This is a genomic window from Psychrobacillus sp. FSL W7-1457 (assembly GCF_038593405.1).
Taxonomy (GTDB): Bacteria; Bacillota; Bacilli; order Bacillales_A; family Planococcaceae; genus Psychrobacillus.
In genome coordinates this window covers 1,986,948-2,010,061 of sequence record NZ_CP151993.1, presented here as the reverse complement: position 1 = coordinate 2,010,061, position 23,114 = coordinate 1,986,948, and the positions used below count along the sequence as shown (strand labels likewise).

Genomic DNA, 23,114 nt, shown 5'->3' with positions numbered 1-23,114 from the left:
TATAATAAAGCAAATACATATATTGTTGTTCAAGGGAGAAAAGAACGGATGGGAAATTCTCAAAGCAGGTTGAAGAAGAAATCTTCTTCAAAAAAGAGAAAGATTAAAAATATAGTATTAATTAGTTTAATGGCATTGACTTCGGCTATTATTTTCTTCGCGATTAATTTATCCTGGGAAGCCAAGCATGCAAACAATAAAATGTTTGTGCCATTGGAAAAAGACCTAAAAGACACTTCGATTAAGAATGAGCTAGTAGCAAAGGCGGATGACTCACCTTTTACTATTCTTTTAACAGGTGTCGAGCGAGGAAAGACGGAAAAATATGGTCGCTCAGATATGCTAATTGTAGCAACTGTTAATCCGTCTACAAACAAAATTTCTATGGTTAGCATCCCTAGAGATACGTTAGTTCATATTGAAGGATTAGACAGGGAAGATAAAATTAACCATGCTTATGCAAACGGGGGAATTGATTGGGTATCAGAAGCAATAGAGACCATGCTAGGTATACCTATCGATTATTATGTCTCCACTGACTTTCAAGGCTTCCAAGATATAGTCGATACCATAGGAGGCGTTGAGGTAGATGTACCTTTTACATTTAAAATTCAACTCGCTAACTTTGAGTGGAAAACTTTTACGGAAGGTCCTATGTTTTTAGAAGGTGACGAGGCACTGGCTTATGTACGAATGAGAAAAAAAGATCCTGAGGGAGATAAGGGCCGTAATGAACGGCAACAGCAAGTTATCGAATCATTATTAAACAAGATGACCAATGTGGGCATGATTACTAAAATCGATGATTTAATTGAGGATGTAGGAGAAAATGTTAAAACGAATATCCCGTCTTCAGATTATTTAAAACTAGCCAAAATGTATCAAAAATTTAAAAACAGTCCTATTGAGCATTTACAGTTAGATGGCAGTGGTAAAATGATCTACAGTAAAGAAGCAGGACTGGACCTTTGGTATTTTGTTCCAGACGAAGACTCACTTAGTAAAGTCGGGGAGCAGCTAAAATCCAACCTAGGTAGTACTACATATAAAGCAGATGTAGAAGAAGTAAAGGATTTATCAATAGGTAAATAAAACGTGTCCGGGTACCATCCCCGGACACGTTTTTTATTTTGAGATAAATTGTTTGCTTCCTAAGTGAACATTTGATATTATAACTGACGAACGTTCGTTAAAAGGAGCGATAGGTGTGAAACATATAGAATTAAAAGAAGCTGCTCTCAAGTATTTTACGATTCATGGATATGAAGGAGCCTCATTATCTCAAATTGCTGAAGAAGTGGGTATGAAAAAACAGTCCATATATGCACACTTTAAAGGAAAAGATGACCTTTTTCTTCAAGTCTTAAGAGATGCCAAGCAAATCGAGCTGAACACAAAGCTTCATTATTTTCGTCCTCTTGATGCTGAAGATCCTTTAAAGGATTTATATGGCTTCTTAAAAATGGTTATTAATCTTTTTCAAAAAGACGAGCATTTAAAATTTTGGCTAAGGATGTCATTTTTTCCTCCAGCGCACTTAGCTAAAGATATCGAAGAAGATGTACTTGATATAGAGAAACAAGTGCAAGCTGTATTAGAAGAAAAATTTCAACAATGGATAGATGCAAAGCTAGTTGACGGTGAGTCAGCATTGATTTTGACATATGCTTTTTTAAGCATGATAGATTCGATGATGCTTGAACTTGTCTATAACAACGATGAGAAGCGTTTATCAGAGAGACTAGATGCCTCCTGGAAGGTATTTTGTCGTGGTATATCTAATCATTAAAGTTAAAGAAAGAAGTGCGTAGGATGAACAAACCATTAAAAGAACAAAAATCCGTAGTTATTATACTTCTTAGCAATATATTCATTGCTTTTTTAGGAGTAGGCTTAGTAATACCTGTTATGCCATCATTTATGAATATCATGAATCTTACAGGAAGTACAATGGGGTATCTAGTTGCGGTATTTGCAGTTGCCCAATTGATAACCTCCCCCTTTGCAGGTCGATGGGTTGATCAAATCGGCCGTAAGAAAATGATTACTCTAGGACTATTATTATTTGCTATTTCCGAGCTTATTTTTGGAGCTGGAACAAATGTTTGGGTGCTTTACTTATCAAGAGCATTGGGTGGGATTAGTGCAGCCTTTATAATGCCTGGTGTAACTGCTTATATTGCAGATATAACTACGATAAAGGAACGTCCAAAAGCGATGGGCTATATTTCAGCAGCTATTAGTACTGGTTTTATCATTGGACCAGGAATCGGAGGGTTTTTAGCTGAATTTGGCATAAGAGTACCTTTTTACTTTGCAGCAGGTATAGCATTTATTGCTTGTATCACCTCTTTATTTATCCTAAAGGAACCACTCTCTAAAGAAGAGCTTGCAGAAATATCCGCTAACAGTAAGCAAACCAATTTTATAGGCGACTTGAAAAAATCATTTAAACCAATGTACTTCATAGCCTTTATTATTATATTTGTGTTAGCATTCGGATTGTCTGCTTACGAAACTGTGTTCAGTTTATTTTCTGATCATAAATTTGGCTTCACTCCAAAGGACATTGCTCTCATTATAACTATCAGCTCGATATTCGGTGTAGTCGTGCAAATATTTATGTTTGGCAAGCTTGTCGATTGGCTAGGAGAAAAAAAGTTAATACAAATCTGTTTAATAGTTGGGGTCTTATTAGCGTTTGTTTCTACAATGGTTACAAGCTTCCTCATGGTACTATTAGTCACAAGTTTTATTTTTCTAGCATTTGATTTACTGCGTCCTGCTTTAACGACATTTTTATCAAGAGCGGGAGGAAAAGAGCAGGGATTTGTTGCGGGCATGAATTCCACTTATACGAGCCTAGGTAATATAGTAGGACCAGCACTCGGAGGTATTCTTTTCGATGTGAATATTCATTATCCTTACCTGTTTGCCGGACTTGTTATGTTGGTGGGGCTTGTGATCACTGTGTATTGGAAGGATAAGCAATGGGAAACTAGTTTATAAATAAATTAAAACTATTAAGAAGTATTGCAACGGAAACGTTTAGCAATACTTCTTTTTTGCAGGGATGTATTTCATAGAACGGGAAGAGACCGGAACCTGTGCTAATATCAATTGACTAGGTTACAGGTAAAGGTTGATTTTAAATACACATAAAAAATGAACTAGGATATTTTTTCTAGGCTCATTTTACTTTAATATTATTTTTGATTAACGAACCCTCTAGCTTGATAAGACCTTTTTATATTTTACCTTCTTTTATCCATGTCCGAATTTGGTAACTTACGAACACTGATGCTAAGAAAAGTAAAAGCATAATTATAACGTAAATCGAAAGTCTATTGATTTCTAGTAAGCCTTCGCCGTTTGCCACTGTCCAAATGGATAATCCAAATAGCATTAAGTAACAAAATACATTAGGTATAATCCATGCGATTCTTAACTTTGTATTTTTCAAAGAAATTCCCCCTCGGATTATATACGAAAGTCAACATGAATAGATTCCAAATAAATATTTCCTTCTCGAAGTAAAGCACACCGTTATTTCAACAAGAAACGTAGCTCCTTTTAATTATTTTTAGTGAAATTAACCCATTGGTCAGTAGGTCCTGTGTTATCTATTATGAATAAACTACCGTCTTTCTTATAAAGAAAAATTTCATTCCCAGATTCAGCACCATCTCCTAATGCTGTTAATGTGTTTGTTGAGACAATTTGACTCATATCCACTTCATCTTTAGGAATAATCCTTTTAAAAACATACTTCTCACCACCATAATTTATCCATTGCAGTGGAGTAGGTTCGCTAATTTCAGGCTCTTCAGTAGTTTCTTTCTCCGATGAATTGTTACTAATAGCTGATGAATCGTTAGTGCAACCCGATAAGATAGCAATAGCTATTAATGAAAAGAAAAAGTATTTTATTCTAATACGCTTTTCCTCCTTTTCCCAATAAGTCGTTAATTTTCAGTTAAAGTTTCGTTTATTGTTATTAAACTAACCAGCGTCGCCGCCTAATCAACATATATGGTTAAGCGTTCAATCGAAAATTAGTCCACTTGTTATAACATAGCCTATTAATTCTACTTTACAATTCAAAGAAATATTATTCTCTCTGTTATTGTTCATGTTTTTACAAAATATTAGGAGTAGTTATTTCAATTTAAAGGAGTTAACTATTCTGATATGGAATACTAATATAGGATCTTCCATAAGGGTGTCTACCTTGAATTAATTTTGCATCGTAGTCATTTTGATATTTCTTTTTATGGCTATTTTTATAGCTTTGGTAGAAGGCTGAAATGTATGATTTACAAAAGTAGGATATTAGCAGTATCGAAAATAGGGGGCATTGTATGTGGACGCAAGGTTTTATTGAGACGACTAGAGGTACATTTGAATTATTTGAGAAAGGATCTGGACCACCTATGGCTATTACTCACCTTTATAGTGCGTTTGATAGTCGAGGAAATCATTTTGCAAATCCTTTCACAGACCATTACCATGTCTATTTGATAAACCTTAGAGGCGTCGGAAATTCCGTACAGGCTAAAGAGGAATCGGAATATAGCATGGATGAATCGGTATTAGATTTAGAGGCAATACGGATAGCCTTGAATATAGATACATGGGCATTTGGTGGACATTCCACAGGGGGCATGCTTGCTTTAAAATATGCTACATTAGCTCAGAAGTCATTAGACAAAATAGTAGCAGGTGGAGCTTCTGCTAGTGTTGCTTATAGTCAGGATGAAGAAAGTATTTATAATCAACAAAACCCTAATTTTAAAAGAATAATAGAAATAATGGATTTACTAAACGATGTACAAACTCCAATCGAAATTCGCCAAAGCATAAGCTATGAATGGACTTTGATGTCTTATCATAAAGAGGAGAACTTAAAGGAAGCCTTAAGGACACCTAACAGTGGAAAGACAGTGGGACCAAGGCTTGATTATTTTAGAAAAGTAGAATGTGCTACATATGATATTCGAGAAGAATTGAAAAGTGTCTCTATAGCTGCGTACATTTATGCTGGTAGATTTGATACACAATGTCCATACAAGTATGGAGAAGAGATAGCTCAATTATTGCCTAATTCAACGTTTGTTTCTTTTAATGAAAGTAATCACTTTCCATATTCGGAGGAAGCAGAAAAATTTCATGAATTTGTTGTCAAAACACTTGATTAGAAAAATCATAAGACGTTTTAATTAACAAATAAATTTAGGAGCATGGTCAGATGAATATACTAAGACTAAAAGAAGAGTGGCTAATGGAAGAAGCGGAAAGCTTTAAAGGATGGGATTTTTCTCATTTAAAAAACCGTTGGGAAGAGCAAGCGACACCTTGGGATTATCGAAAAATAATAGATCAATACCTATCTAATGAGCATTCTCTTCTAGATATGGGAACAGGTGGAGGTGAGTTCCTGCTCACCTTAGGTCACCCCTATGAAAATACATCCATTACAGAAGGGTGGGAGCCCAATATAAATTTATGCAGAGAGATTTTGAAGCCATTAGGGATACGTGTTAAGCAGGTGTTTGATGACAATCTATTACCTTTTGAGGACCAAACCTTTGATGTTATTATTAATCGCCATGAATCCTATAATTTGAAGGAAGTTCGAAGAGTTCTTAAAAAAGACGGCATCTTTATAACCCAGCAGGTAGGGGGAAGGGATAATGAGTGGCTTTCTAACAATTTAATCCCTAACTTCAAGTCTCTATATCCTAATTTCGCTCTTGAGAACGAAGCCCAAAAGTTTACGGCTGAAGGATTTTCTTTACTATATAAAAACGAATCATATCCTTCGTTGAAATTTAGGGATGTCGGAGCAATCGTGTACTATGCAAAAATTATAGATTGGGAATTTCCAGGATTTACAGTCGACTCCTGTCTGGAACGATTAATAGAATTAGAGAAAATGAAGGAAAGTCAGGGATATATAGAAAGTCTACAACATCGCTTTATATTAGTGGCGAAAAACGGGTGAATAAGAATATTTAACAAGAAAATTGTCATTAAATTTTATTCATTAAATAAACAATATAATCCAGAATGAATGCACTATTTCTCTATGAATATGATTATCTAGCAAATCATGTGCCTGCATTTAATTTCACATAAGCCATTAAAATATGATTTAAATCTATTGAATTTAATGTTCCGCGATAAGTTTCCGCATCTTCAAGATTAAAATATTCTCAGAATCTATTTCTGCATAGGATGGTTTGTTTAGCATAGCTTCTTGCCAATATGTAATTTTAATGCGATACCTATTAGTTGGAGCGGTACCAGTAATCTTTACCATAAGGGCTAAAGCAGTACCATCTTGAGAAACTGAAATAATTAATGCCGGTCGACCTTTTGCAAAAGAACCGTCCGCAGGAAGTGGTGGTTTAAATGGAAAAACAACATCGTAGATATCCCCTGCTTTCATTAATCTTCTAGCCACCTCTTATGATTCGGATTATTATAGTCAAAATTAGTAATTACTCCTGCTTTATTTACTTTAAGTACTTCTGTATTATTTTTAAATTTTATTTGAGCTATTTGATTGGAAAGTAATTCATTTTTCATTTCTAAACTTATTTTTCTATTTTGACGACCTAGTTTAACTCTTCTCGAAGATGGAACTCTCGCTAATTTAATCATCTTCTTTTCCCTCCTTTTCCTCATTTACAGCACATCCTTCATATTTATTATACATAGTATATGCTGTAAGAATTAAAAATAACCTTTTCTTACTTATATATTACCCAATCTCAAGATAAATAGTCAATACTTGGAAAAAAGTTGGACACTGCTTTTGTGACAATCCACATGCTTCAAATAATTATTGTAATCCATATATAGCTGAATGAGCGATAAACTTAGGCAATACGTACTCACTATTGTTTTAAATTTTACTTTTGTATCCATTTATAAATGACAACCACGCGCGTAAGCAATGGGTGATGGCTTATCGCTCACCCCACGGAAAGCGTCCGAGATATGAGCAGAAACAATTCTACTTTACACATATAAAAAAATAATCCTACTTCAACAATTAATTGTAGGTAAATTAGCATGTCTTGGACTGGCCTTTTTTACTGAAATGTCGTTTCTGCCTTACATAGTAAAGGAAATAACCCCCTACACATCGAATTAGTAAAATACTAATCCCGTGTGTAGGGGGTTAATCGTTTTATAAGAACAAAAGGGGGGAAGGAAAAGAACATTGTTAAGGAATTAGCCTGTAAAAAATAATTTAAAAGGGGAGATATAAAAATGACTAATTATACACCCAAGAAAAAATATTATATTCCAACTAACATTGAAGACAAACTTTCAAAGGATTTCGTTCAAGGAATAACACGTAATTTTGAAATGTTAGATGAAATGGATGGTGGTACAGCTAAGACGATTAAGGCCGACACAACCGGACGGACAATGATTCAAGAATTAATCCAGCTTGCTTTTGATCACGCTAGAGATGGAGACACTTTAATTCTCCCACCAGGACGTTATTGGCTAGAAAAAAACAACAAACTAAAGGATTTTCCCAATAATGACCAGCCATGCCTGCTCCTTAGAGGGAAAAAAAGAGTGCATTTAGTTGGCTACGGTGCAGTGTTGTTTACACGGACACATGCCCAAGGAATTTTAGAGCTTCAGCAATGTGAGGATTGTGTAATCGAGGGGATTACATTTGAAGGGTATGGGGAATTCCCAGGCATAGATCCAGTAACAGGATATGGGGAAAAAGGAACGAAAGCTGGAGGGTATCCCACGTCTGGTTTTTGGAACTATCGTAAAAATAATAGCTTTGATACAAGCGAGCGCGCAAGAAATGATGGAAAACCTTTTGGAATATTTGGTGGTGGGTTCATCGGGAATGTCGGCAGCGGAGTATTAGTGCATCGTGGCTGCAAAAACGTTCTTTTTAAGTCGTGTGAGAGCAGTGGATTTAACTTTTCAGGTTTTGCAGTTGGTCATCTGGGAGACTATTTACCAACCGATTTACAATACGAGGATAATAAAGACATTACTTTCCTAGAATGTAATGCCCATGACAATTACTCAAGTAATTTTGTTTTTTCTGCTGTGGAGAGACCACGAGTGATCAATTGTATAAGCGATCGAGCAGGGCATCCGAATGCCTCTAAGCTGCATACGTATGTCGACCCGGGTTATGGAATAAATGCTCTTGGGACTATGTTTCCTAAGGCAAACGACCTTTTAGTGACCGGATGCACCTTAAGGGGAAATAAACGTAAAGCGATCGATGGACATGCTGCAGGTGGCTTAATCGCAACTGATAATTTAATCTCGGACTCCATGGTCGGTGGTGTGTTCTATAAATGGACAAATGTCGATCAGTTTACGAAAGACTGCATTGTTGCAAATAATAAAATTGAAGATTGCGGATATGCTAAAAATCCACTTGGAGCGATATATGTTGGAGGTGTACAAAGAGAATCAAGAGAAAACCAAGAAATGAATACGATAATCTCAAATAATCATATAAAGAATTGTTTTGGTACAGAAGGTGTGATTTTTGCTGGGGCATTTGATCGACTGATTATCGAGGGAAATATCGTTCATGGAACACCACAAGAATTAGACGTAGCTAACACCACTTTTGAGCCATATGTAATGTATGTTGGATATTCGATTGCTACACAGCCAAACTTTGCTGGTAATATTTCTAATAACGTGATCGATGTAAATCATCCACAAATAGCTGGGGGGATTTTAGTTCGAAATTTGGAGGAAGGCTCTGTTCTAGGTAACACGATTAAAACACAGAATCCATTGACTCTTTACGGCTTAAGATTATGGAACTGTAAGGACGTAGGGGCAGTTGGGAATACGATTAAAATGGGTCCAGAAGGAATACCTTTGGATGCAGAAACAACAGGGGTAGTAGCACACAACACATTGTTTGGAGGAAATGCTGCATTTCAGCCTCTTCAGGGTCAATCAATTTTCTTTACTATCAATGCAAATAACGGGAATGGTGCGGTGCAATTTAAAAGCGGACAATCTTATATTTCAATCATAGAAAGCAATGAAAAAGGACTAGAGGTTAAGCTTCGAAATACCTCTCCTGGTATTCAGCCAATGGTGAAGGTTTCCCAAACGGGAGAAAAGGGGCTTATTGCTTCCGAGCAATTCATCAATTATATTTATACCCATCAAGTATCTCAACAAAGTATCATTATTGGTATAAAGGCTGACAAAGAGTCTAATCATATACCTTTTGCAAATATGACCCATGGTGGTCTTGAAATTGAAATTATTATTTAGGTGAGAAAAATAGTTTGACAATTTAAAGTATTCCTATTAACATAGACAATAACTTTTATGTTCGGGTAAAGGCAGAAGGCATTGAGAGCAATGTCGCCATTAGAACAGACGAGTCGAGATGAGTATAGCTGAGAAATTGTTTAAATAAGAGAAGTAGCATCAGTGATGCAATTAAGAGAGTCAGTGGTAGGTGTGAACTGATTTGCAACTGATGTGAATGGACTTATCAGAGCTACCTTGATAACATTTTTGTTTTAGAGGTAGACGTATTTCCTACGTTATAAGGAACAAAGGGGGAGTATATATACTCCAACTAGAGGTGGCAACGCGGTTAACATCGTCCTCTTCATGGGAATTTTTATATTCCTATGGAGAGGATTTTTTTATTTAGCTGAGATGAGACGAGGAGAGATTAGATGAGAGAGTATATTGAACAGGTGAATAATAATGAGCATTTATCATTCGAGGAAATGAAGGAAGCTTCCAGAATTATTTTTGAGGAAAGTACAGATTTAAACTTGATACAGGAATTTTTGATTGCTTTATCTAAAAAAGGAGAAACGGCAAACGAAGTAGCAGCCCTTGCTACGGTAATAAAATCTTTAGCCGTCAAGGTAGATGTACCCTCCGGTAATTATATGGATAATTGCGGAACTGGAGGTGACGGATCTAATAGCTTTAATATTAGTACGGCCTCAGCGTTTGTTATGGCAGGTGCGGGTGTAAAGGTAGCTAAGCACGGGAATCGAAAAATCTCCAGTGCATCTGGAAGTACAGATGTATTAGAGGCACTGGGAATAGAATCTATGATTGATATACAAGATTCTTTAAATATATTAAAAAATGAAGGCATTACATTTTTATATGCACCAATCGTACATCCGAAACTAAGAAGAATCGGCCTAGTAAGGCAGCAAATAGGTAAACCAACTATCTTTAATCTCGTTGGTCCACTTACAAACCCAGTTCCACTCATCAGTCAATACACCGGCATTAACCGGCCAGACTTTACGATGGAATATGGGAAGGTACTACATATGCTTGGAAGAGAACGAGCAATTGTAGTTTGCGGGACAGGAGGTATGGATGAGGCTTCCCTAGCAGGCAGTAATTCTTTCGTGTTAGTAGAAAAGGGGGACTTGATTCCTTTCACCCTTTCTCCTGAGGATGTCGGCCTAACCACATATCCAGCCTCAGCTGTACAAGGAGGAACTGCTCAGGAAAATGCCATTATAATGCGGAACTTGCTTAACGGTAAGCAAGATGCTTATTTTGATAGCGTTATATTTAACGCAGGTATCGGTCTTTTTGCCAATGGAGTTGTTAATAATATACCTGAGGGTGTAAAACTAGCTAAAGACAGCATTCTCTCTGGCAAAGCTTTTGATAAATTGGAGGCGGTTATCGCCTATAGCTCCTCTGCAGCGCAGGAGGTAATACTATGACTACGATTCTCGAAAAAATTCTTAAAGAAAAAGAGAGCTTTGTTAATCAGTTGATGCAAAAAAAGCTACCGATATCTAAAAAAGATATTAAAAGATCTTCTCTTTTTGAGCTTTTATATAAGAACAAGCAGCTCCAAGTCATTGCAGAGATTAAACGAGCATCCCCTTCCAAGGGTTTAATTCAAGGCATGGTTGACCCTGCTCACCAAGCTTTTCTCTACCAAAATTCCGGGGCTGCCTGCATATCCGTTTTAACCGATACTCCTTTCTTTCAAGGTAGTTTTGAAGATTTAATGACTGTAGCAGATACAGTAGACATACCGATTTTGTGCAAGGACTTTATCATACACGAAATACAAATAGATTTTGCTAAAAGTGCTGGTGCGTCTGTCATTCTTCTCATTGTCGCAGCACTTTCAAAGGAAAAGTTAACAGATTTATATGCATATGCAGTGTCAAATGGTCTAGAGGTGCTAGTGGAAGTTCATAACGCCCAAGAGCTTGATGTAGCACTTCAATTAGATGCAAAACTTATTGGAGTGAATAACAGAGACTTACATTCATTTGAAGTTCATTTAACTAATACCGCTGAATTGGCAAAGCATTTTCCATTTCAAGAGAGACGGGTGTTAATTAGTGAAAGCGGTATATGGACTACCGAGGATGCCAAAAGAGTTGCGGGCTATGGTGCCAGCGCAGTATTAGTAGGAGAAGCCTTAATGAGAAGCGGTGAGGTGCAGCTGTCTATCCGTAGCTTACAGGTCGAACGGGAAGTGGTTGTCCTATGACTAAGGTGAAGATATGTGGATTGATGGAGAAAAATCATGTGCTTGCAGCAGTAGAAGCCGGCGCCGATGCCATAGGCTTTGTCTTTGCACCTAGCAAAAGGAGAATCACAATAACCCAGGCGCATGAGCTAGCGAAAATAGTTCCAGCAGATGTTTTAAAAATAGGAGTCTTTGTTAATCCGGATCAGGAAGAACTGGAGCGAGCTATTTTAGAGGTTCCTTTAGATGTTATACAGCTACATGGCGAAGAGGAGCCAGACTTTTTTAACGATATTAAAACTGCATGTATTAAAGCGATATCAATCCGAGATAAAAGTGACATGGAGACAGCAAAAAGGTTTGATACAGATTACTTGTTATTTGACGCCCCTGGTACAGATTTTAAAGGAGGCAGCGGAATGACGTTTGATTGGCAATTATTAAGGGGTCATAGCATCTCTACCAACCGGATTATTCTTGCTGGTGGGTTGAAAAAATCGAATGTTAGAGAAGCCATTGATCGAGTAAAGCCCTATATGGTAGATGTTTCGAGTGGAGTAGAGATAAGTGGTAGAAAAGACGAGCAATTGATACGTGAGTTCATACGAACGGTCAAGGATGAGGAGAGATGAGCATGGTACAAACAAAAGCTGGAAGGTATGGTCGCTTCGGTGGCCAATATGTGCCGGAGACATTAATGACGGCACTAATAGAATTAGAAAAGGCATACGATTTGGCAATTCAGGATTCAACCTTTATAGAGGAAGTAAATTATTACCTGAAAGATTATGTAGGAAGAGAGACACCTCTCTACTTTGCAGAACGTCTCACAAAGGAAGTAGGCGGAGCAAGGATTTTATTGAAGCGCGAGGATTTAAACCATACAGGTGCCCACAAGATAAACAATACGATCGGGCAAGCGCTCCTGGCCGTTCGGATGGGCAAGAAGAAAATTGTAGCAGAAACTGGAGCAGGTCAGCATGGAGTTGCGACCGCTACCGTTTGTGCATTATTTAATCTAGAGTGTATCGTCTTTATGGGTAAAGAAGATGTTCGTAGACAGCAGCTAAATGTTTTTCGCATGGAGCTGCTAGGTGCAAAGGTAGTATCAGTCGATCAAGGATCTGGAACCTTAAAAGATGCTGTGAATGAAGCTCTCAGATACTGGGTCGCACATGTGGAAGACACTCACTATATATTAGGTTCTGCTCTTGGACCACATCCATTTCCTAGAATAGTACGTGACTTTCAACGAGTAATTGGTGTAGAAACTAGAAAACAAATATTAGAAAAGGAAGGCAAACTACCTGAAGCCATCGTCGCCTGTGTCGGGGGAGGAAGTAACGCGATTGGAATGTTTCATCCTTTTATAGACGATACAGATGTAAATTTATACGGAGTGGAGGCAGCAGGAGAGGGAATTGAAACTGGAAAACACGCTGCTGCAATAGCTGGGGCTAAGGAAGGTGTATTGCATGGAGCCTATATGTACATTCTGCAGGATGATAATGGATTTATACAGGAGGCTCATTCAATATCCGCCGGTTTAGATTATCCTGCGGTCGGTCCAGAGCATAGTTATTTACATGACATTGGCAGGGTCAACTATCTTTCCGTGACAGATTTAGAGGCATTAGATGGATTAAAGTTACTTGCGAAGACAGAAGGAATCATTCCAGCCCTAGAGAGTGCACATGCCATCTACTACGCAGCTAAGCTTGCAAAGGAAATGAGTCCTGATCAAACAATCGTCATTTGTCTTTCTGGTCGCGGTGACAAAGACGTTCATACTGTCAGAGATGCATTGGGAGGGATGAATCATGACTAAAAAGAATCTGGAACAGGCAATTGTTAATTGCTTACGTAATGGACATAAAGCTTTCATCCCTTATATTATGGCAGGAGATGGCGGTCTCGATCAGCTGAAGGATAGAATTCTATTTCTCCAAGCGGCGGGTGCCACTGCTATTGAATTAGGCATACCATTTTCAGATCCGGTGGCAGATGGACCTACCATTCAGCAAGCAGGAGAAAGAGCCCTCCAAAACGGAGCCACCTTGTCGAACATTCTAGCTAAGCTAGAAGAGTTTTATGAAGAGGTTGATGTTCCTTTGGTGCTGATGACGTATTTCAATCCCTTATTAAGTTACGGACTAAGTAATTTTGCAGAGGATTGTGAGCGTCTAGGCATTGCAGGGATAATTGTACCTGATTTACCTTATGAGGAAAGTGAGGTCTTAAGAGATGCCTTAAAAGAAACAGATCTAGCAATAGTACCGCTCATTTCGCTGACTAGCCCTAAAGAGCGAATAGCCAAAATAGTGCGTGCAGGAGAAGGATTTATATATGCGATCACCGTTAATGGTATAACAGGTGCACGGGAAGGAATGAATAAGGACTTAGATGAGTACCTACATACCATTAAAGAGCTGAGTAATCTACCCGTGATGGTTGGGTTTGGGATATCTACTCCAGAGCAGGTAGAAAAAATGAATGGCATGGCTGATGGGGTAATCGTGGGAAGTGCAATTGTAGAGGCATTTAGAGAACAAGATTTAGAGCTAATTAGTAGCTTAATAAATGCTTCTAAAAATAAAGTAATCTCTTAAAAAACAAAATTAAAGATATGAGGCAATGCGATCTATATTATATTGGATTGCTAGTCTAAGCTTAATCCAAAATATATGAAAGAGACTGAATCATAACTAGATAACTAGTCTAAAAATTAAAAGACGAGAAATCCACTACTTGATTTCTCGTCTATACTTTTATAAAGGTAACTTATTTTTTAGTAAATAACCCTCTATTATCGTTGTTTGGAGCGGAGGGGCGACTCCTGGGGAATAAGCTAACGCAGCGACGAGAAGATTGAAGTCGTGCCCTCGGAAAGCAGCGGGAACGGAAAACAACCATGCTTTATTTTGAGGTAACTTTTATTTTAGTGAACATATCACGATTTAATAGGAATAGCTGTCACTTTTACTGTACTGTTCATAAGCTAAATACCCAGCTAATAAGCCCAATCCCGGTCCCCATGTAATAGCTGATAGAAGCGAAACTGTGGTAAACATGTTTAAAACGATGGCAAGTACTGATCCAATCATCATTCCAAGTGGTATCAAACTATCCAGCAAATTTTGACTACTCTTTGTTTTCTTTTTACCAAGTGTGCCGTTTTCATACTTATATTTCATTCTAAGAATAACAAACACTGCAATTCCACCTACTATTATAATAGGTAGTAAAATACGCGCCATGTCCAACATGTAATTCATACTTTATCTCCCTCCTTACAATTTTCTTATTATTCTAATTTTAACATAATTAGTTACGCTTCTCTAACCACGAACCTTAAGCGAAATCTTTTATTCAAAAATTCTACCAGTAATTTTTACTAGCGTCCTATAATTTAAGAGGATTTCTATCTTATTTATAGAATTACTGTATTAGGCTAATAATAGGTGAAGGTCGTACCATATTTCATTAGAATATTTATATTATAACGAGAATAGAGGCAATTACATGGTTGAAATTAACAAGGTAACAAATTTAACAAAGCTTTCTGCATTTCTTGAAACACTCAACAATCAAGCAAAGTATCATATCGGCTATTGTGGACAAGACGCGGAGGAAATAAAATATACAATACTTCATGAGTTTTCTGATTTGGATTTAGAGCACTCCTTTGCTGTAGCCTCTGAGCAAGAGACAATTAAAGGAGCTCTTGGCTTTGACATAGATGAGGAAGAGAGAACCATTGAGGTATGGGGACCATTTGTTTTAGAGTCAGAGCAATATAAGGAAATAGCAGATGCCATGTGGAAACACTTGGTTTCAAAGCTGCCTTTTGAAATTAAAACCTTCGGATTCTTTGTCGGTAAGGAAAACTTTCGTACAAGAGAATATATTCGTGAAACTGGCGGTGTGGAAACCGGTCAGCATTTGATCCTAACAGTTAAAAAAGAGAACTTTTGTTCAAAAAGTACAGAAGTGGTTGAATACGACCATTCTTTTAAAGAATCATTTGAAGCCCTTCACACTGTTACTTTTCCAGAGACCTACTATAATAGTTCAGAAATTTTAAGTAGGTTGGACAAACATAATAGACTAATGGTGGTAGGAGACGGAATTAAAAAAATAAAAGGTTATGTTTATGTAGAGGCAGAGCCTAGTTTTAACGATGGGACAATAGAGTATATAGCAGTTTCTACTGAATATCAGAAACAAGGAGTAGGGACCCAGCTTCTGCAAGCTGCCTTACAATACTTATTTTCCTACGAAAGTATTACGGAAATTACTTTAAGCGTTAGTTCTGGTAACGACGAAGCGTTAGGTTTTTATAAGTCATGTGGTTTTGATTTAAAAAGTGAGCTAGTCTCCTATAGGAAGTGATCTTGGGACTTAATAAAGTAAATAAATTTAACTTCCTAATTATGAACATAAATTAAAGGGGAATAACAAATGGAATTATACCATTATGTAGGATACCAGCATGATAGTAATGAATACATCAATCCAAAGCAAGCATTGAAACATGGTTTAAATATTTCTACAAAAACAGGTTCCTATACAAACGGAGGACGCTTGTTTTCTAAAGTAACAGAAAAATATAGACCACTACGTGCACCGACATGGATTGATTTTGGTCAAGCAATAGGAGCAGAATTTACGGAACCTTCCAAGCCTTATTTCAAGTTTCCTATTTTCACTAACAAAATCCTCATTTTTAATAGAGAAATCTCTAGTGATTTGTTTGCTTACATAGAGGACGATTATATGAAAGAAGAAACAGGGGGAGGTTATTTTACTAAGGGGCTCCCTTCTAAGGAAACCTTAGTAAAACAATACTGGGAAAGCATGATCAGTATCGAGGATTATTTAGCAAATAGGCCATATGAAAATGCAGAAATCCTAATTTTTATGACGGTTTCACCGGAAATACTTGAGTTTATTGAATAGGTAACTTACATATTTATTCAATATGAAAGAAATAAATCTTTGCAGGGGCACTAGCTTTGGTTAGTGCCTTTGCTATTTAAACTAATTTTAGGAAGGGTGCTAATTATGGAGTTTCACAAAATACATTTGCTCCAAAACTACTCGTCGTTCCAACTAATAGAGGAAGGATATTCAGAGGACGAGAAATGGTGTGTAGATCAAAAATATTTACTCCGTTTATCCAGTAATACAGATCTTCAACAATTAAAAAATCAAGCTGAGCTCACAAATAAAGTACATAAATTAGATCACCATATCCCATATGTCTATGAGGTTGGGGTTTTAAAGGATAGAAGTTACGTAATTTTAGATTACATAAAAGGCGAAAATGGAGAAACGAAACTTCCTACTCTATCAAAAAAGGTTCAATATCAAGTAGGTATACAGGTTGGAGAAACACTCCGTAAAATGCATAGTATCACAGCTCGACCTAATACTCCTTGTTGGGAGGAAGTATGGACAAAGCGTATTATAAAATTGACACCACAATTTCTACCTATAGTAGAGGCAAATCCTGATTATAACTGCATACTTCCTTTTATAGACAGTCAAATTCACCTATTAAAAGGAAGACCAAGCTGTATTCAGCATTATGACTTTCATACTGGTAATATTTTAATTGATGATGACAAGTTTAGTGGTTTAATCGATATGCAAAAAATTAGATATGCCGATCCAGTCAATGAATTTTATAAGCTTGAATATTTTAATGTACAGGTTAGTAAATTTTACTCAAAGGGAGTATTAGATGGATATCATAAGCAAGGGGAAATACCTTCTAGCTTTTGGGAGTTACATCGGTTTTATGCTGCAGTTCATCTAATTTCAGCTGAGGTATGGGGACATCAAGTTGCAATCAAACAAAAAGAAAAGTTCCAAGCATTTACCCGATTTACGTTAGACCAATTTAATAATTTCCAGCTTTTAATACCTAAATGGTATACCGATCAATAACTAAAGTGTATAAGAAGACTGCTCCTGTCATTTAAATATCGAGAGGGAATTTTGCTAGTGCCTGACCATATAGTAAGCAACTATTCTTCTAGTAAATATAAAAATGTCTAGTATTTTTTTATATACTCATCTACAATTGGCACTAGGTACTAATTGTAGATGACAAGGTGGTTAATATGTATAAGTTTGTATTAGGTATAGCTAAAATTATTGTAAGATCTTTTGGTAAAGTAGAGGTATTGCACCAGGATCGTTTGCCAAAAGAAGAGGGGTATATTGTCACATGCACTCATAGAGGGTGGCTGGAAATAGTTATATTAGGAATTGCAGTTCCAAGACCAATTCATTTTATGGCAAAAAAAGAGCTATTCAATAATAGAATCATCGGTTTTCTGTTACGTAAAATCAATGCGTTTCCAGTAGATCGTGACAATCCTTCACCGAGTACTATTAAAATTCCAGTTAAATTATTAAAAAGCAAGGAAGTAGTAGGTATTTTCCCAAGTGGAACACGCAATTCTGAAGGAGCTCCATTAAAAAGAGGGGCAGTGACGATTGCAAACCTATCTAAAACTCCAATTATTCCAGCTTATTATGAGGGACCTCGTACTTTAAAGGAATTAAAGCAAATGAAAAAAGCTACCATCATATTTGGGGAACCCATTTTTATACAAGTAAAAAACAAAGATGAATTTGCCTTATATACCGAGCTGTTAAATGACCAGACACAATTATTGGCAGAAAAATTCAAAAAAACTAAACATCCATAAATAATCAGACCTAAGGCTTAGTAAACAAAAGCCTTAGGTCTATTTTAGGTCATTCCTACATTTACTATAATTTAGGAAAGGTCTAAAAAGGTGGTGAGTTCGTGAAAAACAATAAAAAGAAGTTAATTATTTGTACAATTTTTTCCGCAATTTTATTTAGTAGCCTCTTAGTTGTGACTTCTTTATCTCCAATGGCTGATATTGGTGAAAACTCAAATAAGTTTGGAACAACGGGCATGTGGCTAGGTTTAGCATTCTTATTAGTTTGCTATCTAGTGCCCTTACTTTTATATTCCGTCGGTATTTCTTTTATGAAATATATTATGGCTGTTGCATGTGCATTAGGTGCAATTAGCATATTCTTTTTAATCATTGCATTTGTGATTATTGGTGCGATCTATTCGATAGGAATACAGCTATTTATAGCAATAGGAATTAGTATTTTATTGCTGATCGTAAACAGCGTTTGGATGTACCTTGCTTTTATTTCCAAGCCAATAACGCAGAGCGATTATGCTTAATCAAAAAACAGCCCCTTTGACATAGAAGGGATGGAGGGAAAGTATATGAATTTAAAAAGGATAGTCTACGTTTGTATAACCATTTTATTGGTTGGAGTTGTTATTAATATTGCCTTTAATGTAAGAGGATTTTATCAAGTAGACGCTGCTAAGGTAACAACCATAACTGAGCAGTTTGATCATGTGGAAGTCACTTCTGATAATGCATCTATTAGTGTATTACCTACGTCTAGTTCGGATGCGTCAGTTGAATATTCATCCAAACAAAACAGAAAAAATCTTTCGGTAAAAGTGAAGGACAATACTCTATTAGTAGAGCTAAAGCAAAAATGGTGGAATAATTTTCGATTTGAAATAAACACGAGTAGTAATAAGCTAATCATTTTTTTACCTGAAAAAGAATATGAAGAAATAATAGTGTCTACATCGAATGGCAGTGTGGAAGGGAAGGAGATTAAGGCAAATCAACTTATATTTGAATCTGATAATGGTTCAGTAGAATTAGAAGACATTATTGGCAAAGATGTCTATGCCGAAACGAATAACGGTAAAGTTTTCATGAAAAATGTCGAAGGAAAAATCGAGGCAGATTCAGACAATGGATCCATCACGTTGGATACAAAAACACTAGATCAGCATATTAGCCTAAGCACGGATAATGGTAGCATTGAAGTGAACTCTGATCAGGAGCCTACAAACGCAACCATTACAGCAAGCAATGATTTCGGTGGTATTAATATTTACGGATCCTCTGATAAAACCATCACATATGGCAAAGGCAAGTATCAAATTGAGCTGGATACGGATTTAGGCAGTATATCTGTTAAATAAATGTTGAAATGAAGAAAAATGAAGAGCAAGAATGGACTACTTCTAGTCCATTCTTTTTAATTGTTCAAAGGTATAGAACCATGCTTTGTAGAAGGAATTTTTTTACAGAATTTGCAGTCTGATTCAAATCTACTCTATAGTGACTCTACTCATCTAAACTTAGTGTCATCTTCCTACTTGCTGTTTCCATCCCTAAGCTTTCATAAAAAGAAATAGCTCTATTATTGAATTCCCAAACATTCAGTTCCAATGAAGTAGATCCATGGCTTTTTGCCCAGTCCATGCATGCATGGAATATTTTTTTGCCGATTCCCTTTCTGTTGTGCTTGCTTGCCACTCCAAAGTCATTGATATATGTATATTTTCTTGGAATTAATGATTCAAATAAAGGGGCTGCTTTAACCTCCAATACAGCAAAACCAACTATCTCATCAGCTTGTCTAGCAACTAAAATGTCGCTGGATGGATTTGTTAGCAACGAGCGGAAGTATTCAAGAGGCATCACTTGATCGATCTGTCTAAAAATATGTGGTAATGCAAGGGAATGCTCTTCATGTCTTTCTTTTACCAATATATTTACCCCATCAAAATCAGATATGTCTGCTCGTTCTATTAAAATTCTCATACTCTTTCTCCTTCAATAGACTAATTATTTTATTTCATTTTACTAGAGCTCCATACTTTTACAATATAAAAATTTAATTTTCTTACTATATAAAAAAACAAAGAATATAATAAGGGTAAAGGGCATCCAATTATTTAAGAAAGAAATAAAATTATATCAAGCTAAAGGTCGGTGTATAAAAAATGAAATATCCAGATGCATTTGTAGAAAAAATAACAGGTGCTTTCCAAGAGGAAGGGAAGCAATGGCTCAATCGTTTACACCTAATAATAGAAGAATATAGAGAAAAGTGGGACTTATCCATACATGGTCCAGTAGACAACTTATCTTATAATTATGTGTTGAATGTAATGCAGAAAGACGGAACACCCGCAATCCTAAAAGTAGGAGTTCCTAATTGGGATTTTTCCAATGAAATTAATACTCTTATCACATATAACGGAATAGGATGCGTTAAAATACTACGTTTTGACCACAAGGACGGAATAATGTTACTTGAAAAAATCTCACCAGGTAATATGCTGTACAGTTTGCCAGAGGAGCAGGCAATTGAGCAATACGCTGAGGTATATAGCAATCTTCCTAAAATATTAAATCCCGAACTTTCGTTGACACAAATAATTACATGGTTCTCTGCGTTTGATCGTTATTTAGAGAGTGAGTATGTAAAAGAGTATCCTTTGGAGGAATTTGTTGTAGAAGCTAAAATGCTTGTAGATGATTTTCTATACGAAAGTGATGAAATAGTTTTACTGCATGGAGATTTGCATCACGAAAACATTCTCTATTCTGACAAGCATGGTTGGACTGTAATTGATCCTAAAGGAGTAGTTGGACATTTATATTTTGACTTTACTTCCTTTATGGTCAATCACCTCCCAATAAATCAGGATGTGAAAGAAATCTTACATAATAGAATAAATATAATTTCTACTTTATTACAGTTAGATAAACAAAAACTAATTAAAGCTAGCTTTATAATGGCTACATTAAGTGCATGCTGGGCAATTGAAGATAAAGATCCGAACTGGGAACTAACATATATATGCACTAAACACTTCCGAAGCTTCCTTAATGAGTAATTGAAAGGTTATTAAAAATGGCTATGTTAAAGGCTAGGGTTGGTTTCGCATTGTGAAATGTTACATAAATCTCTTTTGTATGGAAGGTGTGTATGAATGAAATTATTAATAATCCAACCAAAACTTGAAAAACATATTGAACAGCTCAAAGCTGAACTAAAAAATAATCCTGATATTGATGTAGTTATTTTTCCAGAGGGGTATCTAAATGAAAATATTAGAAAAGCATGTGATTTAGCTAAAAGATATAATACTGTCTTAATTGGCGGACATAGAAGGCTACAAGAAAGACCAAAAGACAGAGTTATAGTAATAAATCGTATGGGTGAGATAATTTTAGATAGAGTAAAGTATAGTACAACATCTTTCGCAGTAGTAGAGGGATTTAAAATTGGTAATATTCTTTGCGATGAGTTAATAGTACAAGGGATTAAGGGGGATGAATATAATGACGTAGACTTAATTGTACATCCAATTGGTGTAGGGATGTTTAGCAAAGGACAGTTCGAAGAATGGATTGCAGAAGCAACAAAAATCGCAATAAAATATAAAACAATGATTATTGGGACTAGCCACGCTGATGGCTCATTTGAAGATACTGGTATTTCTATACCAATTGCCTATTGTATTGACAAAGATGGTTCAGTTGTATTTATCTCAGAGAACGATGTACGGTCAAGAATTTTAAATTTTGAAACAAAAGAAGTATTATTCAAAGTGAAGGTTTAATTCTTCAAGAGTAGTTTTAAATGAATTGTACTTAAAGTAACAGGTGCGTTCGTAGAGCATTAAAGTAAAATGAGCCAGGAGAAATATCCTAGCTCATTTTTTATGTGTATTTTAAATCGGCCTTTACCTTTAACATAGCCTTAAAAATTTTCAAAACATTTAAATGCCTTTTATCTTTTAATCTCATTTACATTAATAGCACTCTTCTTTTAACCAAAATATATGAGAAATAATTAATCTAACTTCCTTTTTTAGAAGACAGATATATATTAAATTTTTCTATTTATTTTGCGTTAGAATGTTGAAATTGGTACCGTAATCTAATTTTTGGAAGATAACCGTTTATAAGGTTCTTATAAGGGGAACCGACTAATAAATATAGAAAAGGGGTGCACTTCATGAAAGCTGCTACACAATATAACGGTTTAGTATTACTAAACGGTTATCTACAAAGGCTTTATGTTTATGAAAAAACAAAAGGACTGCTTAATAATAATTCGTTTAATATAGAAAAAATGGATACAATCACTCAGGAGTTAAAGCGGGTCTTAGAAATAGCAGAGGATTTTAATAGTAAGAAAATGTTGGATGAACCGAACAGAGTGTTTTTACTAGAGATAGCGGATATTACGGAAAAATTATGTGAAGAGCATAAAAAGGAAATTATAGAAAGCAAAACCTTTAAAGAAGAGATAGCGGTTACTGCCTCCAGTATTTATGCGGAGGAGCATATAAATAATGGCATCATTAAAATGGGAGATTTATTTAACCCAGAGGTTAAAGATCGCTTTATGCAGCATATACTTTATTACAGAAATCGGGTAGCGGTTGTGAATTCTGTTGTCCAAAAAGAAACGGATGGAACAGAGCAACTACTAGAAGATACCTTTCAAATCAGAACATGGTTTGTACAAACTTTACAAAACGCTGAATACATTTCGAAGGATTTTGAATCTATAAAAGAGTATCTCCAACGCATATAAGATAGTAAAAGTAATTTTCAATTTAGAGATTCTTAATAGGTAACTATACGGAAATAATAATTTAAAACGCTCTCAGAGGCAATCTCACGCGCCCGAAATAATAACA

The 23,114-nt window shown here is 36.0% G+C and carries 26 protein-coding genes and 1 other annotated feature; of the genes, 20 read left to right on the top strand and 6 right to left on the bottom strand.

Features of this window, described 5'->3' with window-relative positions; all coding sequences use genetic code 11:
- Nucleotides 1-48 precede the first annotated feature (48 nt).
- From NSQ95_RS09665 to NSQ95_RS09655, 3 genes are all read left to right on the top strand, one after another.
- Entirely contained in the window at nt 49-1,092 is a 1,044-nt protein-coding gene (locus tag NSQ95_RS09665) for an LCP family protein (RefSeq protein ID WP_342559610.1), read from the top strand.
- Nucleotides 1,093-1,207: 115 nt separating this feature from the next.
- Nucleotides 1,208-1,789, top strand: coding sequence for a TetR/AcrR family transcriptional regulator (locus NSQ95_RS09660; RefSeq protein ID WP_251553078.1), 582 nt, complete (start codon nt 1,208-1,210; stop codon nt 1,787-1,789).
- Nucleotides 1,790-1,812: 23 nt separating this feature from the next.
- The gene (locus NSQ95_RS09655; protein ID WP_169358299.1) at nt 1,813-3,009 is read left to right on the top strand and encodes an MFS transporter; all 1,197 of its coding nucleotides are present in this window, start codon (nt 1,813-1,815) and stop codon (nt 3,007-3,009) included.
- A gap of 238 nt (nt 3,010-3,247) precedes the next feature.
- On the opposite strand, the gene NSQ95_RS09650 is transcribed toward NSQ95_RS09655, so the two are convergent.
- Together NSQ95_RS09650 and NSQ95_RS09645 are read right to left on the bottom strand one after the other, a co-directional pair.
- Entirely contained in the window at nt 3,248-3,463 is a 216-nt protein-coding gene (locus NSQ95_RS09650) for a hypothetical protein (protein ID WP_342559609.1), read from the bottom strand.
- A 110-nt stretch (nt 3,464-3,573) separates the two neighbouring features.
- On the bottom strand, nt 3,574-3,729 hold the full coding sequence (locus NSQ95_RS09645) for a hypothetical protein (RefSeq protein WP_251553080.1): 156 nt from the start codon (nt 3,727-3,729) through the stop codon (nt 3,574-3,576).
- Nucleotides 3,730-4,361: 632 nt separating this feature from the next.
- On the opposite strand from NSQ95_RS09645, the gene NSQ95_RS09640 reads away from it, so the two are divergent.
- Nucleotides 4,362-5,198 (top strand): alpha/beta hydrolase, encoded by an 837-nt coding sequence (locus NSQ95_RS09640; RefSeq protein ID WP_342559608.1) that lies wholly within the window; start codon nt 4,362-4,364, stop codon nt 5,196-5,198.
- A gap of 50 nt (nt 5,199-5,248) precedes the next feature.
- Nucleotides 5,249-6,004: a class I SAM-dependent methyltransferase gene (locus NSQ95_RS09635; RefSeq protein ID WP_342559607.1), complete on the top strand. Its 756-nt coding sequence runs from the start codon at nt 5,249-5,251 to the stop codon at nt 6,002-6,004.
- A gap of 165 nt (nt 6,005-6,169) precedes the next feature.
- Here the strand turns inward: NSQ95_RS09635 and NSQ95_RS09630 are convergent, their stop codons facing one another.
- Nucleotides 6,170-6,451, bottom strand: coding sequence for a hypothetical protein (locus NSQ95_RS09630; RefSeq protein WP_342559606.1), 282 nt, complete (start codon nt 6,449-6,451; stop codon nt 6,170-6,172).
- On the bottom strand, nt 6,451-6,690 hold the full coding sequence (locus NSQ95_RS09625; RefSeq protein ID WP_342559605.1) for a hypothetical protein: 240 nt from the start codon (nt 6,688-6,690) through the stop codon (nt 6,451-6,453). Before NSQ95_RS09625 ends, NSQ95_RS09630 begins: the two co-directional genes overlap by 1 nt.
- Nucleotides 6,691-7,281: 591 nt before the next feature.
- On the opposite strand from NSQ95_RS09625, the gene NSQ95_RS09620 reads away from it, so the two are divergent.
- The 6 genes from NSQ95_RS09620 to trpA all read left to right on the top strand — a co-directional run bounded on the left by NSQ95_RS09620 (nt 7,282) and on the right by trpA (nt 14,124).
- Entirely contained in the window at nt 7,282-9,303 is a 2,022-nt protein-coding gene (locus NSQ95_RS09620) for a right-handed parallel beta-helix repeat-containing protein (protein ID WP_342559604.1), read from the top strand.
- A gap of 131 nt (nt 9,304-9,434) precedes the next feature.
- Nucleotides 9,435-9,651: a binding site (T-box leader), on the top strand.
- Nucleotides 9,652-9,719: 68 nt separating this feature from the next.
- Nucleotides 9,720-10,748, top strand: a complete 1,029-nt coding sequence (gene trpD, locus NSQ95_RS09615) for an anthranilate phosphoribosyltransferase (protein WP_298467552.1) — start codon at nt 9,720-9,722, stop codon at nt 10,746-10,748.
- Nucleotides 10,745-11,536 carry an indole-3-glycerol phosphate synthase TrpC gene (gene trpC, locus NSQ95_RS09610; RefSeq protein ID WP_342559603.1) on the top strand — a complete coding sequence of 264 codons (792 nt, stop codon included), beginning with the start codon at nt 10,745-10,747 and terminating at the stop codon, nt 11,534-11,536. The genes trpD and trpC overlap by 4 nt, the downstream gene beginning before the upstream one ends.
- A complete protein-coding gene (locus NSQ95_RS09605; protein WP_342559602.1) occupies nt 11,533-12,147 on the top strand; it encodes a phosphoribosylanthranilate isomerase in 615 nt (204 codons plus the stop codon). Before trpC ends, NSQ95_RS09605 begins: the two co-directional genes overlap by 4 nt.
- Nucleotides 12,144-13,343, top strand: coding sequence for a tryptophan synthase subunit beta (gene trpB / locus NSQ95_RS09600; RefSeq protein ID WP_342559601.1), 1,200 nt, complete (start codon nt 12,144-12,146; stop codon nt 13,341-13,343). Before NSQ95_RS09605 ends, trpB begins: the two co-directional genes overlap by 4 nt.
- On the top strand, nt 13,336-14,124 hold the full coding sequence (gene trpA, locus NSQ95_RS09595) for a tryptophan synthase subunit alpha (protein ID WP_342559600.1): 789 nt from the start codon (nt 13,336-13,338) through the stop codon (nt 14,122-14,124). Before trpB ends, trpA begins: the two co-directional genes overlap by 8 nt.
- Before the next feature lie 348 nt (nt 14,125-14,472).
- Here trpA and NSQ95_RS09590 read toward each other — a convergent pair whose 3' ends face one another.
- On the bottom strand, nt 14,473-14,790 hold the full coding sequence (locus NSQ95_RS09590) for a hypothetical protein (protein WP_342559599.1): 318 nt from the start codon (nt 14,788-14,790) through the stop codon (nt 14,473-14,475).
- 247 nt (nt 14,791-15,037) lie between these two features.
- On the opposite strand from NSQ95_RS09590, the gene NSQ95_RS09585 reads away from it, so the two are divergent.
- From NSQ95_RS09585 to NSQ95_RS09560, 6 genes are all read left to right on the top strand, one after another.
- Nucleotides 15,038-15,907 carry a GNAT family N-acetyltransferase gene (locus NSQ95_RS09585; RefSeq protein ID WP_342559598.1) on the top strand — a complete coding sequence of 290 codons (870 nt, stop codon included), beginning with the start codon at nt 15,038-15,040 and terminating at the stop codon, nt 15,905-15,907.
- A 69-nt stretch (nt 15,908-15,976) separates the two neighbouring features.
- The gene (locus tag NSQ95_RS09580) at nt 15,977-16,474 is read left to right on the top strand and encodes a hypothetical protein (protein ID WP_342559597.1); all 498 of its coding nucleotides are present in this window, start codon (nt 15,977-15,979) and stop codon (nt 16,472-16,474) included.
- A gap of 105 nt (nt 16,475-16,579) precedes the next feature.
- Nucleotides 16,580-17,467 carry an aminoglycoside phosphotransferase family protein gene (locus NSQ95_RS09575; RefSeq protein WP_342559596.1) on the top strand — a complete coding sequence of 296 codons (888 nt, stop codon included), beginning with the start codon at nt 16,580-16,582 and terminating at the stop codon, nt 17,465-17,467.
- A 176-nt stretch (nt 17,468-17,643) separates the two neighbouring features.
- On the top strand, nt 17,644-18,237 hold the full coding sequence (locus NSQ95_RS09570; RefSeq protein ID WP_342559595.1) for a lysophospholipid acyltransferase family protein: 594 nt from the start codon (nt 17,644-17,646) through the stop codon (nt 18,235-18,237).
- Nucleotides 18,238-18,338: 101 nt separating this feature from the next.
- Complete coding sequence (locus NSQ95_RS09565; protein ID WP_342559594.1) at nt 18,339-18,758, top strand: DUF5391 family protein; 420 nt, start codon at nt 18,339-18,341, stop codon at nt 18,756-18,758.
- Between the two features lie 45 nt (nt 18,759-18,803).
- Entirely contained in the window at nt 18,804-19,589 is a 786-nt protein-coding gene (locus tag NSQ95_RS09560; protein ID WP_342559593.1) for a DUF4097 family beta strand repeat-containing protein, read from the top strand.
- A gap of 145 nt (nt 19,590-19,734) precedes the next feature.
- On the opposite strand, the gene NSQ95_RS09555 is transcribed toward NSQ95_RS09560, so the two are convergent.
- Nucleotides 19,735-20,214: a GNAT family N-acetyltransferase gene (locus tag NSQ95_RS09555; RefSeq protein ID WP_342559592.1), complete on the bottom strand. Its 480-nt coding sequence runs from the start codon at nt 20,212-20,214 to the stop codon at nt 19,735-19,737.
- Nucleotides 20,215-20,396: 182 nt separating this feature from the next.
- Between NSQ95_RS09555 and NSQ95_RS09550 the strand changes: the two genes are divergently transcribed.
- From NSQ95_RS09550 to NSQ95_RS09540, 3 genes are all read left to right on the top strand, one after another.
- Nucleotides 20,397-21,296: an aminoglycoside phosphotransferase family protein gene (locus tag NSQ95_RS09550; protein ID WP_342559591.1), complete on the top strand. Its 900-nt coding sequence runs from the start codon at nt 20,397-20,399 to the stop codon at nt 21,294-21,296.
- Nucleotides 21,297-21,392: 96 nt separating this feature from the next.
- Nucleotides 21,393-22,025: a hypothetical protein gene (locus NSQ95_RS09545; RefSeq protein ID WP_342559590.1), complete on the top strand. Its 633-nt coding sequence runs from the start codon at nt 21,393-21,395 to the stop codon at nt 22,023-22,025.
- Nucleotides 22,026-22,423: 398 nt separating this feature from the next.
- Nucleotides 22,424-23,008 (top strand): hypothetical protein, encoded by a 585-nt coding sequence (locus tag NSQ95_RS09540; RefSeq protein ID WP_342559589.1) that lies wholly within the window; start codon nt 22,424-22,426, stop codon nt 23,006-23,008.
- Nucleotides 23,009-23,114 lie beyond the last annotated feature (106 nt).

Coding starts and splice junctions, on each gene's coding strand:
- NSQ95_RS09665 (WP_342559610.1), top strand. CDS start 49: ATGGGAAATTCTCAAAGCAGGTTGAAGAAGAAATCTTCTTCAAAAAAG.
- NSQ95_RS09655 (WP_169358299.1), top strand. CDS start 1,813: ATGAACAAACCATTAAAAGAACAAAAATCCGTAGTTATTATACTTCTT.
- NSQ95_RS09645 (WP_251553080.1), bottom strand. CDS start 3,729: ATGAGTCAAATTGTCTCAACAAACACATTAACAGCATTAGGAGATGGT.
- NSQ95_RS09640 (WP_342559608.1), top strand. CDS start 4,362: ATGTGGACGCAAGGTTTTATTGAGACGACTAGAGGTACATTTGAATTA.
- NSQ95_RS09635 (WP_342559607.1), top strand. CDS start 5,249: ATGAATATACTAAGACTAAAAGAAGAGTGGCTAATGGAAGAAGCGGAA.
- NSQ95_RS09630 (WP_342559606.1), bottom strand. CDS start 6,451: ATGAAAGCAGGGGATATCTACGATGTTGTTTTTCCATTTAAACCACCA.
- NSQ95_RS09625 (WP_342559605.1), bottom strand. CDS start 6,690: ATGAGGAAAAGGAGGGAAAAGAAGATGATTAAATTAGCGAGAGTTCCA.
- NSQ95_RS09620 (WP_342559604.1), top strand. CDS start 7,282: ATGACTAATTATACACCCAAGAAAAAATATTATATTCCAACTAACATT.
- trpD (WP_298467552.1), top strand. CDS start 9,720: ATGAGAGAGTATATTGAACAGGTGAATAATAATGAGCATTTATCATTC.
- trpC (WP_342559603.1), top strand. CDS start 10,745: ATGACTACGATTCTCGAAAAAATTCTTAAAGAAAAAGAGAGCTTTGTT.
- NSQ95_RS09605 (WP_342559602.1), top strand. CDS start 11,533: ATGACTAAGGTGAAGATATGTGGATTGATGGAGAAAAATCATGTGCTT.
- trpB (WP_342559601.1), top strand. CDS start 12,144: ATGAGCATGGTACAAACAAAAGCTGGAAGGTATGGTCGCTTCGGTGGC.
- trpA (WP_342559600.1), top strand. CDS start 13,336: ATGACTAAAAAGAATCTGGAACAGGCAATTGTTAATTGCTTACGTAAT.
- NSQ95_RS09590 (WP_342559599.1), bottom strand. CDS start 14,790: ATGAATTACATGTTGGACATGGCGCGTATTTTACTACCTATTATAATA.
- NSQ95_RS09585 (WP_342559598.1), top strand. CDS start 15,038: ATGGTTGAAATTAACAAGGTAACAAATTTAACAAAGCTTTCTGCATTT.
- NSQ95_RS09580 (WP_342559597.1), top strand. CDS start 15,977: ATGGAATTATACCATTATGTAGGATACCAGCATGATAGTAATGAATAC.
- NSQ95_RS09575 (WP_342559596.1), top strand. CDS start 16,580: ATGGAGTTTCACAAAATACATTTGCTCCAAAACTACTCGTCGTTCCAA.
- NSQ95_RS09570 (WP_342559595.1), top strand. CDS start 17,644: ATGTATAAGTTTGTATTAGGTATAGCTAAAATTATTGTAAGATCTTTT.
- NSQ95_RS09560 (WP_342559593.1), top strand. CDS start 18,804: ATGAATTTAAAAAGGATAGTCTACGTTTGTATAACCATTTTATTGGTT.
- NSQ95_RS09555 (WP_342559592.1), bottom strand. CDS start 20,214: ATGAGAATTTTAATAGAACGAGCAGACATATCTGATTTTGATGGGGTA.
- NSQ95_RS09550 (WP_342559591.1), top strand. CDS start 20,397: ATGAAATATCCAGATGCATTTGTAGAAAAAATAACAGGTGCTTTCCAA.
- NSQ95_RS09545 (WP_342559590.1), top strand. CDS start 21,393: ATGAAATTATTAATAATCCAACCAAAACTTGAAAAACATATTGAACAG.
- NSQ95_RS09540 (WP_342559589.1), top strand. CDS start 22,424: ATGAAAGCTGCTACACAATATAACGGTTTAGTATTACTAAACGGTTAT.